Annotated in this window: 14 protein-coding genes; 8 read left to right on the top strand and 6 right to left on the bottom strand. The window is 51.1% G+C overall.

From position 1 onward, the window contains the following. Positions 1-9: 9 nt before the first annotated feature. From pfkA to ABEA14_RS06000, 3 genes are all read left to right on the top strand, one after another. Positions 10-975 carry a 6-phosphofructokinase gene (gene pfkA, locus ABEA14_RS06010; protein ID WP_345338982.1) on the top strand — a complete coding sequence of 322 codons (966 nt, stop codon included), beginning with the start codon at positions 10-12 and terminating at the stop codon, positions 973-975. 146 nt (positions 976-1,121) lie between these two features. Beyond that, entirely contained in the window at positions 1,122-1,709 is a 588-nt protein-coding gene (locus ABEA14_RS06005) for a uracil-DNA glycosylase family protein (protein WP_345338981.1), read from the top strand. A 7-nt stretch (positions 1,710-1,716) separates the two neighbouring features. Then, positions 1,717-2,211, top strand: coding sequence for a nuclear transport factor 2 family protein (locus tag ABEA14_RS06000; protein WP_345338980.1), 495 nt, complete (start codon positions 1,717-1,719; stop codon positions 2,209-2,211). Between the two features lie 59 nt (positions 2,212-2,270). Here ABEA14_RS06000 and hemE read toward each other — a convergent pair whose 3' ends face one another. Both hemE and nudC read right to left on the bottom strand, forming a co-directional pair. Further along, complete coding sequence (hemE, locus tag ABEA14_RS05995; protein WP_345338979.1) at positions 2,271-3,338, bottom strand: uroporphyrinogen decarboxylase; 1,068 nt, start codon at positions 3,336-3,338, stop codon at positions 2,271-2,273. Positions 3,339-3,574: 236 nt separating this feature from the next. Beyond that, the gene (nudC, locus tag ABEA14_RS05990; protein WP_345338978.1) at positions 3,575-4,387 is read right to left on the bottom strand and encodes an NAD(+) diphosphatase; all 813 of its coding nucleotides are present in this window, start codon (positions 4,385-4,387) and stop codon (positions 3,575-3,577) included. Positions 4,388-4,539: 152 nt separating this feature from the next. Between nudC and rsd the strand changes: the two genes are divergently transcribed. Beyond that, positions 4,540-5,025 (top strand): sigma D regulator, encoded by a 486-nt coding sequence (gene rsd, locus ABEA14_RS05985; RefSeq protein ID WP_345338977.1) that lies wholly within the window; start codon positions 4,540-4,542, stop codon positions 5,023-5,025. Positions 5,026-5,165: 140 nt separating this feature from the next. On the opposite strand, the gene fkpA is transcribed toward rsd, so the two are convergent. Continuing rightward, positions 5,166-5,948 (bottom strand): FKBP-type peptidyl-prolyl cis-trans isomerase, encoded by a 783-nt coding sequence (gene fkpA, locus ABEA14_RS05980; protein ID WP_345338976.1) that lies wholly within the window; start codon positions 5,946-5,948, stop codon positions 5,166-5,168. Between the two features lie 186 nt (positions 5,949-6,134). On the opposite strand from fkpA, the gene ABEA14_RS05975 reads away from it, so the two are divergent. Then, complete coding sequence (locus ABEA14_RS05975) at positions 6,135-7,118, top strand: WD40 repeat domain-containing protein (protein ID WP_345338975.1); 984 nt, start codon at positions 6,135-6,137, stop codon at positions 7,116-7,118. Positions 7,119-7,125: 7 nt separating this feature from the next. Continuing rightward, positions 7,126-7,344 carry a SlyX family protein gene (locus ABEA14_RS05970; RefSeq protein ID WP_345338974.1) on the top strand — a complete coding sequence of 73 codons (219 nt, stop codon included), beginning with the start codon at positions 7,126-7,128 and terminating at the stop codon, positions 7,342-7,344. A gap of 20 nt (positions 7,345-7,364) precedes the next feature. Here the strand turns inward: ABEA14_RS05970 and ABEA14_RS05965 are convergent, their stop codons facing one another. Continuing rightward, positions 7,365-7,559, bottom strand: coding sequence for a YheV family putative zinc ribbon protein (locus ABEA14_RS05965; protein ID WP_345338973.1), 195 nt, complete (start codon positions 7,557-7,559; stop codon positions 7,365-7,367). Between the two features lie 126 nt (positions 7,560-7,685). Between ABEA14_RS05965 and ABEA14_RS05960 the strand changes: the two genes are divergently transcribed. Then, a complete protein-coding gene (locus ABEA14_RS05960) occupies positions 7,686-9,617 on the top strand; it encodes an ATP-binding cassette domain-containing protein (RefSeq protein ID WP_345338972.1) in 1,932 nt (643 codons plus the stop codon). Beyond that, positions 9,601-10,086 carry a TIGR02444 family protein gene (locus ABEA14_RS05955; RefSeq protein WP_345338971.1) on the top strand — a complete coding sequence of 162 codons (486 nt, stop codon included), beginning with the start codon at positions 9,601-9,603 and terminating at the stop codon, positions 10,084-10,086. The genes ABEA14_RS05960 and ABEA14_RS05955 overlap by 17 nt, the downstream gene beginning before the upstream one ends. Here the strand turns inward: ABEA14_RS05955 and ABEA14_RS05950 are convergent. Both ABEA14_RS05950 and ABEA14_RS05945 read right to left on the bottom strand, forming a co-directional pair. Further along, the gene (locus ABEA14_RS05950) at positions 10,059-11,663 is read right to left on the bottom strand and encodes a GMC family oxidoreductase (protein ID WP_345338970.1); all 1,605 of its coding nucleotides are present in this window, start codon (positions 11,661-11,663) and stop codon (positions 10,059-10,061) included. The two genes, ABEA14_RS05955 and ABEA14_RS05950, sit on opposite strands and share 28 nt — an antisense overlap. After that, complete coding sequence (locus tag ABEA14_RS05945) at positions 11,660-12,199, bottom strand: hypothetical protein (RefSeq protein ID WP_345338969.1); 540 nt, start codon at positions 12,197-12,199, stop codon at positions 11,660-11,662. Before ABEA14_RS05945 ends, ABEA14_RS05950 begins: the two co-directional genes overlap by 4 nt. Positions 12,200-12,211: the final 12 nt, after the last annotated feature.

The raw sequence follows: 12,211 nt of genomic DNA, 5'->3' as shown, positions 1-12,211 counted from the left end.
TATTGAAGCATGATTAAACGTATTGGTGTATTGACCAGTGGTGGCGACGCCCCGGGCATGAACGCTGCGGTACGTGCTGTTGTCCGCAGTGGTCTGCAGGCTGGTCTGGAAGTTTACGGTGTTAACAATGGTTACGCAGGCCTTCATGCCGGCGATATCCACAAGCTTGACCGCTACTCAGTATCAGACACGATCAACAAAGGCGGTACTTTTCTTGGTTCAGCTCGCTTCCCGGATTTCAAAAAAGTAGAAGTTCGCGAACAAGCGATTGAACAGATGAAAAAGCGTGGTATCGAAGCACTGATCGTGGTGGGCGGTGACGGTTCCTATATGGGTGCCAAGAAGCTGACCGAGATGGGTTACCCCTGTATCGGTGTTCCCGGCACTATCGACAATGATATTGCCGGTACCAACTTCACTATCGGCTTCGACACTGCATTAAACGTGGTAATGGAAGCGATTGACCGCTTGCGTGACACTTGTAGCTCTCACAACCGCATCTCAATTGTTGAGGTGATGGGTCGTCACTGTGGTGACTTGGCGCTTTGGGCCTCAATTGCTGGTGGTGCAGAGTTCCTGGTTATCCCAGAAGCTGACGCGTGGGACGAAGCCAAGTTGCTGAAGCAGATCCAAGACGGGATCGCGAAAGGTAAGAAGCACGCTATCGTGGTGATTACCGAGCATGTTACCGATGTGAATGCACTGGCTAAGAACATTGAAGGTCAAACGGGTCTGGAAACACGTGCCACTGTGCTGGGCCATATCCAGCGTGGCGGTTCACCCACCTGTCGTGACCGTGTTCTTGCCAGCCGCATGGGTGACTACGCGGTGCAGTTGCTTCTGGAAGGCCAAGGTGGTCGCTGTGTTGGTATTCTGGCAAACAAGCTGGTTCACCACGATATTATCGAAGCGCTTGAAGAGATGGTTCGTCCATTCGATAAAGAGCTCTACGACTTGTCACAGCGTCTGTTCTAAAAGCGTTTAGATCGAGCCTGTAAGATTTAAAAGCCGACATTTTGTCGGCTTTTTTATGTACAGGACGTACGACCAAATACTTCACCTGCGACTTCCACTCTCATCCTTTAAACTGCCCATAGCTAAACAAGGTCTAATGGCTCAAGATGTCGAATTCGCTCAATATTCTGCTCCAACAGGTCAGCCAGTGTCGCTTATGTGAAACAAATCTGCCGCTCGGCCCCAGACCTGTCGTCCGAGCAAGTGACAGTGCCAGGCTTCTTATCATCGGCCAGGCACCAGGAACCAAGGTTCATGCATCGGGTATCCCTTGGGATGATGCATCAGGGAAGCGGCTAAGAGAGTGGCTGGGGTTGTCACCGGAACAATTCTATGACGAGAAACAGATAGCCATTATGCCGATGGGTTTCTGCTATCCGGGCAAAGGTAAACAGGGTGATCTGCCTCCCCGGCCCGAATGCGCCCCCCATTGGCACCAGCGGCTATTGTCGCATATGACAAATATTGAGCTGACCTTGTTGATAGGCCAATATGCCCAGCGTTACTACCTTAAATCCCCCTTCAAAACACTCACCGACAACGTCAGGCATTGGCAGCAGTTCACCGATGACGGGCAACTTCCATTGCCTCATCCATCACCAAGGAATCAACTTTGGCTGAAGAAAAACCCATGGTTTGAACAAACTTTATTGCCCCCACTAAAAAGTCGCATTCAAGCGATCATCAAAAAATAGGCACTCTATGATTTTTATTAGATCACTCGTATTCATCACCTTGTTTAGCCCTCTTTTCACATGGGCTGGCGACAAACAACCAGAGCTCCCTGATCACGCTGTTGGCGAGATTTTGGATAAGTTTCACCATGCAGCAGCGGAGGCGGATGGCAAGACTTACTTTTCTTTGTTTCACCCCGAAGGGGTATTTATTGGAACGGATGCAGGTGAGCGTTGGACTGTAACAGAATTTCAGGGCTACGCTCAGCCATACTTTGACCAGGGAAAGGGCTGGACCTACCAACCAACATCGCGGCACATCAGTATAAGTAGTGACAAGCAATTTGCCTGGTTTGACGAGCTGCTATGGAATGACAAATATGGTCAGTGCCGAGGCTCCGGCACTCTAGTCAAAACCGAATCGGGATGGCGCCTGATGCAATATCACCTGACCTTCCCCATTCCCAATGAGCTGGCAAAAGAGATAACCGAGAAGATAAAAGCGCACACTGAAAATAAATAGCCCGAACGGCTTTGTTACCTGCAAAAACAAAAGGCGCCTTTTATATTCGAGAGATCACCCTACTTCTGGTGGTAAGGCTTGCTCAGTTCATGCACGGCCGTCACAAACGCGCCAGCATGATCCGGCGGTACATCAAGGTGAATGCCATGTCCCAGATTAAAGACGTGGCCTGAGCCTTCGCCAAACTCACTCAGGATAGTGGCTACCTCTTCGCGGATACGCTCTGGCGGCGCATACAACATGGAAGGGTCCATATTGCCCTGCAATGCAACGCGATCACCGACACGACGCCTTGCATCGGCCATATCCGTGGTCCAATCCAGTCCGAGGGCATCACAGCCAGTATCAGCGAGCTTCTCTAACCACTGACCTCCGCCCTTGGTAAATAGTGTCACCGGGACCTTTCGGCCATCAGCAAAACGGGTCAGGCCATCAACAATTTTGGCCATGTAGCGCAGCGAAAACTCTTCGTATGCACGGTGCCCCAAAGCACCACCCCAAGAATCGAAGATCATCACCGACTGTGCGCCTGCAGCGATCTGGGCATTCAGGTAAAGGATGACCGAGTCTGCCAGCTTATCCAGCAGCAAGTGCAGCGCCTTGGGATCAGCAAACGCCATCTTTTTGATCACAGAGAAGGTCTTAGATGAGCCGCCTTCAACCATATAGGTTGCCAGTGTCCACGGGCTGCCAGAGAAGCCAATCAGCGGCACTTCACCTTTGAGCTCACGACGAATTGTACGCACCGCATTCATTACGTACTGCAGTCCCTCTTCGGGATCCGGAATAGGTAGCTTCTCGACCTCCGCCAGGGAACGCACAGGATGCATAAACTTCGGCCCCTCACCCTGTTCAAAGTAAAGGCCCAGCCCCATAGCGTCAGGCACTGTCAAAATATCGGAGAACAGAATCGCAGCGTCTAACTCAAAGCGACGAAGAGGCTGGAGAGTAACTTCACAGGCTAACTCTGCGTTTTTGCACAAGCTCATAAAGTCGCCCGCTTCGGCACGGGTTGCACGGTATTCAGGAAGATAACGTCCGGCCTGACGCATCATCCACACTGGCGTCATGTCTACAGGCTCTCTCAGCAAAGCTTTTAAATAGCGATCGTTCTTCAATACTGTCATTTTGATTCCGTCGTTAGCTGCATTCAGCCATCATAACATTGCGTTGTATCTCACGCATTTAATCAACAGGTCGGGCCAATTTTTGCGCATCATCACACTCTACAGGTCTGGCGATTGCGGCAGTCAGTGAGCTACTGATATAAAGTGCCTGTGCTAGCGAAAATAAACAAGAAGCTCGTTAGAACGAGACTCTGTACCTTAGCCGCTTAACAGCCTCACGCTCCGGTGAGGCTTTTTTATTTCTGCCGTTTTTTGTCTGCCTTTATCTCATCCAACAACTGATCGATCAGCAACCTAGCCACAGTGTGCTTTCCAGGTAAGGGTGGCAGCTCGTCGTCATGTCGGTACCAACCTGCATCAGACAACTCCTGCGGATCGGGCTTAAGCTGCCCAGACTCATACTCAGCGGTAAATGCCAACATAAACGCATGGGGAAACGGCCAGGCCTGGCTGCTTTGATAAACAAGGTTTTGCACCCGGATCCCAACCTCTTCCATCAGTTCCCGATGAGCGGCCTGCTCTGCAGTTTCTCCCGCTTCAATAAACCCGGCAATAATGCTGTATACCCCGGCTTTATGTCGCTTATTCTGCGCCAGTAAAATTCTATCTTCGTCGCGAACGGCAACAATGATACAGGGGGATAATCTGGGGTAGCTGCGGTGCTGACAGGCATCACAATGCATTGCCATCTCCCACTGCACATGCCGCATCCGACTGCCACATCGGCCACAGAATCTATGTTGATTCAGGAAGGTCTCCCACTGACAGGCTTTGCCCGCTAAGGCAAACAGCTCTGCTGAAAAAGTTTCGGCAATGGTTCTCAACTCAACCCAGTTAAGTGCGTTATCAGCTTGTTCAGCAATGCACATGATCGCCTCTCGACCTTCAAGATCCCCCAGCGAATACCTATCCTCAGATAAACACTCTCTCACCGCCACAGGTGGCTCGATAGGTAACAGATTCTGTTCAGTCAAGAGCAAACGCTGGCCATGTACGATAAACCAATAGTTGGATTTCAAAACTGCGGGTTGTGTTTGATCCTGAGACAATGAATCTTGCTCCCTGCTAATCAATGGTGTGGTATGGACAACCCGAACAATTTCGGGGAAAGTAACGGTATAAGACGAAGCATGAGTGATTTATATCATCCCACTGGATGGTCACTGATGACAACTCCAACGACGAAGCAAGGAGACGGGTAATGCTAACGCGATTGGAGCAAGCCCAGAAAGCCTGGGGCGGCAGCCACGACGCTATCGACACCTGGCTCAATGAACGCCAGGAACTGCTGGTTAATTACTGCAAACTTGCTGGCCTTCCCCCATACACGGGAGATGGTCGCACTCTGCCTTCAGCGGATGAAATTAAACAATTTTGTCAGCTACTGGTCGACTATTTGTCAGCAGGACACTTTGAGGTTTATGACCAGATTGTCTCGCAATGCGAGATAAATGGCGCTAAACACAAACTATTGGCAGGTACACAGCAAGAGCGCCTTAACGAGACGACTCAAGCTGGCCTGGAGTTCAATGACCTTTATGCTGAAAGCACAGAGTCAGACGAACTCGACGACTTCGACCAAGATATGGCTGCGTTAGGCAAAGCTCTCGAAGTGCGTTTCGAGCTGGAAGATCAGCTGATCGCAACATTGCATGAGAGTGCAGCGGCGAAGGTAGAAACCGTTTAAAGCAACGAGCAGGACAATCAGACACCACTTCGCTTACTACGGAGTAGCCCTTCTCGTCCTGCACATTCACTATTGGTTGCTAAAGCATTAAAAAAGGCGCTGAACAGCGCCTTTTTTGTGTCTACCGATATGGCTCGGTATTAGTGAGCGTGACCATCACCCGCATCAGCTTGTGGCGCCTCACCTGGTGCAGCAGCAGCTTCAACTTCCAGCAACTCAACTTCGAAGATCAGAGTCGAGTTTGGTGGAATAGTACCAGCCCCCATTTCGCCGTATGCCAGCTCTGAAGGAATAACGAACTTGTACTTAGAGCCAACGTTCATCAGCTGAACACCTTCGGTCCAACCTGGGATAACTCGATTCAGAGGGAATACAGCAGGCTGGCCACGATCCAGTGAGCTATCGAACTTAGTGCCATCGATCAGCGTACCGGTGTAATGCACAGTTACTGTGTCTTCCGCTTTTGGCTTAACGCCTTCACCTGCAACAAGCACTTCGTAAAGCAGACCAGATTCAGTGGCAGTCACACCTTCCATCTTGGCGTAATCAGCCAGGTAAGCGGCACCTTTCTCTTGGTTTTCCACTTTCAGCTGCTCTGCCTTCGCTGTGCGTGCTTCATTCAACTGACCGTCAAGACCCTGAAGCAGAGTTTGGATCTCTTGGTCGCTCAGCTGACCACTGCTTGCCAGACCTTCAACGAAACCGCTCTTGACCATTTCGCGGTCCAGAGTGATCCCCAACGCTTCATGCTCACTCAGGTTGCGAGCAATAAAGCTACCAACAGATGAGCCCAGCGCATAGGCTTGCTTCTGTGCTTCAGTCTCCAGTTTAGCTGGTGCAGCTTCTTCAGCCGCTTCCTGCTGACAGGCAACCAGGGTAGTCATACCCAGCGCGATCAGCGACACTTTAAAAAGTGATTTCATTTTTTATGTGTTCTCCGTTCCAATCATGATTCGACCATGCGCCACCAGTGCATGCTAAGCTGGCTAAAGCGTGGACATTTTGTTTTACTTTCATATACAAAAAGGCGCTAATCGACTTCCTAGCCGAACGCATGAGCGCCTTATACTACCGTGTACACCACTGATCACAAGTGATAGCGAGCACCAATGTCCCGGTTTAACTTGATCATCACATTTATCGCGCTTACAGGCCTTCTCACTGCTTGTCAGCCAGGCGAAAAGGCAAAAGAGAGCTTTGTCCATGCCGAAGGCGGTGCCTATACCGCGGCCCTTTCGGAAGACGGTCAATTCTCGCTTGTATCTTCAAATCTCCACGGCATTTCTGTCTGGGATCTAAAACGCAATGCCCTCAAATATGTTTGGCGCCACGAAGGCGAAGACAATCTGGTGCTTGCGGCAGATATTGCCGATGACAATAGTGTCGCCGTGACCGCGGATGTCAGCCGTTTCGCCCTATGGGATATGACAACTGGTGAGTCCCTCGGCTATTGGCAAATCAGAGATTCCAGTGTGCGCGATGTTGCTATCTCAAAAAACGGGCGTTACGTTTTGATAGGCAAAAGCAGCGGTGTTGTGGTGCACGTGGATATAGACACAGGTCGTCGCATCGAGTTCCTTGGTCATCAAACCAAAATTAACAGTGTCGACTTATCTCCCAATGGCCGCTATGCATTGTCAGGTAGCAATGATTATGTCGCCTACCTGTGGGACACCCAGACCGGCCAGGCGATTTACCGTTTTGTCCATAGCTCCCGAGTGAGCAAAGTAGCGCTGGATAGGTTTGGTAGGTATGCGTTTACCGCGGATAGTAAACGGGGCTCCAAAATCTGGGACCTGAAAACAGGTGAAGAGGTCAGTAACCTGAAATTTAAACACCGACAAAACATCTTCAGTGCGGTGCGCTTCTCTGAAGATGGTCGCTATCTGGCAACGGGCTCGCCCTCTAGGGTGTTATCGCTGTGGGATGTGTCCAGCGGGAAGCGACTACAAAAATGGTATGTCACACCTAGAAAAGATACTCGACCCAAAAGCGCCGTAGTGTATGCTGTCGCCTTCAAAGATCCCCAGACCCTAATCAGCGAAAGCTCCAGCGGACTCGCTGAATATTGGCCAATTACTGCCCAGGAATAAGAAGTAGATGAGTACACCTGATGTCGATTCACGTATTGATGAACTGGAGAGCAAGCTCGCTTTTCAGGAAGACACCATCAACCAACTCAATACAGTGATCGCCGAGCAAGACGCAAGTATCAGACTGCTACAACGCCAAATGGCATTGTTAGCCGAAAAGTTTAAAAGCGTTCAGGGCAGTCAGATCGCCAGCGAATCGGAAGAAACACCTCCACCCCACTATTAGAGGTTTTCAGGCGAGGCTCTCTACTCCGGCTTAAATATACCAATCACCTGTTCCTCTTCAGGACGAGATGAATGCGTCTCAGGCTCTGGTTTTGCCTGCTCGTAATCACAGTTGGCACAGGCCACTTTCTCGTTATCGCCATCAATCAGCACCATAATGGTGTCCTGGCTGTTGCACTGCGGACATACCGCACCGGCAATGAAACGTTTCTTCAATTTTGTCGAATCCAATTGGTTTATCTTTTCGCGTCAGTTTAACCAAACAGTCTCGCTGCGAGTAGCTGTTTCACGTGAGCATCTTGCGCTAAACTGCCGAGCCTCGAAGTCATATATAAGCCTCTCATGATCCAGCTTCAACAAGTCGAACTCCGTCGCGGCGCCAAAATGCTGTTGCAAGATGCCAGCTTTACTCTTTTTCCCGGCCACAAAGTTGGCCTGGTGGGTGCCAACGGGTGCGGGAAATCTTCGCTGTTGCAGCTACTGAGGCACGAAATCAGCCATGATGCCGGTGAAGTGCAAATACCATCACAGTGGCAAATCGCCAGTGTGAAGCAGGAAACCCCGGCACTGAACCGTCCAGCACTAGATTACGTTCTGGATGGACACACAGATTACCGCCGCATCAGTGATGACCTGAAGGCAGCGGAGAAAAATGGAGCAGATGGGGCAAGACTGGCTGAACTACACGGTGAGTTTGAAACGATAAAGGGCTATGAGATCCCAGCCCAGGCGGCTCAACTTTTGGCCGGGCTCGGCTTCTCAGAGCAAGAGATGCAGAAACCCGTCGCGGACTTCTCTGGTGGATGGCGCATGCGCCTGAACTTGGCCCAGGCGTTGCTGATGCCCTCAGATGCCCTGCTCCTCGATGAGCCGACCAACCACTTAGATCTGGACGCAGTGATATGGTTTGAGCGCTGGCTGCAACGTTATCCTGGCTGTGTGGTCCTTATCTCTCACGACCGCGACTTTCTTGATGCGACGATAGACGGCATTATCAGCATCGCCCAGGGGCAGCTCACACAATACACGGGAAACTATTCGTCATTCGAACGCCAACGGGCAGAACAACAACTTCAACAACAAGCAGCATTTGAACGTCAGCAGCAGAAACGAGCCGAGCTGAACGCCTTTATCACCCGGTTTAAAGCGAAAGCCAGCAAGGCGAAACAGGCACAGAGCCGGATCAAGGTACTGGAAAAAATGGAGGACCTGCTGCCAGCCCATCAGGCATCACCATTCAGCTTTCAGTTTGCCGATGCAGGCCGCATGCCCAACCCAATGCTATCAATGGATAGAGCGAGTTTGGGCTACGATGGAAATGCGCTGCTTAAGCAGATCAACTTACAACTTCTGCCTAGCAGTCGCATTGGATTGCTGGGACACAATGGTGCTGGCAAGTCCACACTGATGAAGTCGCTTGCAGGTCAACTTCCAACCATCGCTGGTGAACGGGTTGAGAATCAAGGCGTCAAGCTGGGCTACTTTACCCAGCACCAGCTGGAAGCACTGGACAAAAACGCCTCTCCACTGCTTCATCTTCAGCGTTTGGCCCCGAAGGAAAGAGAACAGGTATTCAGGGATTTTCTGGGACGATTTGGCTTTATCGGCGACCAGGCTTTGGCCCCAGTGGCACCCTTTTCTGGTGGCGAAAAGGCCAGACTGGCACTGGCGTTGATCGTTTGGCAAAAACCAAATCTATTACTGCTCGACGAACCCACCAACCACCTCGACCTCGAGATGCGCCACGCCCTGACCATGGCATTGCAGGCATTTGAGGGGGCAGTGGTCATCGTGTCTCACGACCGCCACCTGCTGAAAGCCTGCTGCGACCAGTTCCTGCTGGTGGACAACCAACAAGTCACCGACTTTACTGGTGATTTAGATGAGTATCAGAAATGGTTGTTGAGTTCGCCAGCTAATGATCCAGAAAGCTCTGCCGAAGAAGTGAATAAACCAGTCAAACTGGATCGGAAGCAACAAAAGCGCTTAGAAGCTGAGTTCAGGCAACGGACACAACCGATACGCAAACAGATTGCCAAGCTGGAACAGGCAATGGAAAAAGCCACATCAGCCTTAGAGCAGATTGAGCAGCGCCTGTCAGATCCCTCTCTTTATGACATGGATGACAAATCAGAGCTGAACCAACTGCTTAAAGGACAGGGCAATAACAAATCTTTACTGGAAGAGGCTGAGCTGGAGTGGCTGTCCCTGCAGGAGCAGCTGGAAATGGAAACAGATGCATTTAAGGAACAACAGAATGGAACTGGAAGCTGACAAGTTTTGGCACGACTCCATTGCACATTATGAGCAGCCACAAGTTAAAGAGGCTTGCCTTTGGTTGCAGAATGAAAAACAGCTGAATGTGAACCTGCTGCTGTTGATCTGCTGGTTGGCTGAACGAAACATCGAACTGACGCCAGATCAGATCAAAGTGCTGCTGGATGCGTCTCAAGAGTGGCATGACCAGAACATCGCCATGGTGCGTCAACTTCGCAATGCAACCAAAGCGGCTAGTTGGATGGATGCTGAACGCCGGGAGCAACTGCAACAAAAGCTGCTGGAATCAGAACTCACTATGGAGCGGATCGAACAACAGATCATGCTCGAGCAGGTAAAAGGGCTGTCTCCGACACCTAAATCACCAGCAAACCCTGAACAGAGCTTCTGGAACTACCTGCTGCTGAAAAACATTCCGCTGGATGAAGAGATTCAGGCTCAGTTTGGCCAATTACTAACGGCGTGACCGGTTAGCTTTTCGGCCAGCAAACTCGCGTTACGGGCCACAAAGCCATAGATAGACAGCTGTGGATTGGCGCCAATACTGGTCGGGAACATTGAACCATCCATCACCCATAGGTTTTCCAGATGGTGAAAGCGTCCGTCAGGGTCGATCACTGAAGTGACCGGGTCTCCGCCCATTGGGCAGCCACCCATGACATGAGCGGAAGTCAGGGTGGTCTGTCGCGGTGCCATATTCAATCCATTGATGCCTTTCTTCGCTTGCTGCCAACTATTGTAGATCTCTCCTGCTTCGTGCATTGGCAATACCTGCTGCGCACCTGCTGCAAACTGTAACTCAGCCATTGTCAGCAGCGCCTGCCTTGCACTCTTCCACAAATAATCACTGATCTCATAGTCCAGTTTCGGCAATCCCTCGCTGGACAACACTACTCGTCCGCCCTGGCTCTGTCTCGAAAAACCATCACGAAGCAATGCCAGTGTCACCTGCAGATTATTGAATTTCTCCATGATGTCGGCGTGCCACTGGCCGAAACCCACCAGCTTAGTTGCCAACAGTATCGGATGCAGCGGCGGCACTTCCAGTTTAAAGCCCATTTCATCCCGTTCGGGCCATAGGAACTGATCAGAATAGATGCTCTGTGGGGCACCGCTATGCCCGTTCACTGCCTGTTTGAAGATCGAGCCGCTTATCAGCACAGGATGCAGGAAGGTACGATGACCCACCATGCCATAAGGATCCGGTAACTCCGAACGCATAATGACTGCAGGGGTACCAATGGCGCCTGCGGCCATTACCACATGTTTGGCTTTGATGGTGACCTTTGCACTCCCAGATGGCGCACCAAACCGATCCAAGGGCGAACACTGGACCTCAGCGATCCGATCCCGCTGCCTGACCAATCGTTGCACGCGCATATGACTTAGCAGTTTTGCACCCTGCATCATGGCTGAAGGTAGCGTTGTTATCAGCATCGACTGTTTAGCGTTAATTGGGCAGCCCATGCCGCAATAACCTAAATTGGCACAACCTAAGACATTTCGGGGGATAATATTGTATTGCCAACCAAGACGTTTACAGCCATCTGCCAACAAACCATTGTTCTGGTTAGGTGGCACCTGCCAAAGACGGATGTGTAAGCGTTTTTCAACTTTCTCAAACCAAGGCGCCATGGCATCAACCGTCAACCCCGGCAGCTTATGAACCTCTCGCCAATGGTCGAGCGTATTGGCTGGCGTACGAAGCGATGTTGTCCAATTAACTGTCGTACCACCACCGACACAACGCCCCTGCAGAACGGAAATAGCACCATCCACCGTGCGCCGGCCTGCCGCCTCCTGATAAAGATGCGGATAAGCAGTGCTCTCCTCCATATTGAAGCCTTGGCTGGTATGTAAACCGCCCTCTTCAATAATGACGACGCTCAGACCCGCCGTAGTAAGTATCTCCGCGGCAATACCACCACCAGCGCCACTACCGACAATAGCCACATCAGCTTCCAGCACCAAATCATTGCTGAGTAGAGCACCATCAATATGCTGTGCGCCCTGATCCAGAGCTAGCTTCATCGGATCTTTCATCGACCAGGTACCACCCAGGCAGGTTTATTGTATTTAAGTGGCGCCCAGTGCTCCGACGAGCCATACCATGATGCCAACACCAGCTCCCTCAGCCCTTGGTAAGCCTGTTGCAGCAGGCTGATAAAACTATGCCGCCAGGACTGCAGGATCTCAATCCGCTGTGCGACGCTAAGTTCTGATAGTTGTGTCCACTGCCCAGCCAAAGCCCAGCGGGTCAAGCGGCGAGACAGATGAGACAAGAGATCGAGAAACTGGTCGCGACTGAAGGAAGGCAGATATTGCAGGGCAAGCTCCATTTGCAGAACGATGCGGTCTACCTGCGCCTGGCGGGTCTCTGCTTTTTTACTGATCACCCCATCCAGAATAATCGGGATAAAGGCTCGAAGCGCGGTTTCCTGGTGAGGATCAAACAATTTACTCTGGTGACGAGTCACCAAATCACGGTCGGTGTAAAGCACTGAGCCAAAAGAGATCGCTACTCCAGCACCAAGCATGGAGAGAATAAAGGTCCGGCGAGAAATACTGTTTTTAGCCACGGCAACTACAAA

Source organism: Corallincola platygyrae (genome assembly GCF_039544265.1).
Lineage (GTDB): Bacteria > Pseudomonadota > Gammaproteobacteria > Enterobacterales > Neiellaceae > Corallincola > Corallincola platygyrae.
Note: the sequence above shows the minus strand (reverse complement) of the source record. Positions and strands in the feature narration are given on the sequence as shown.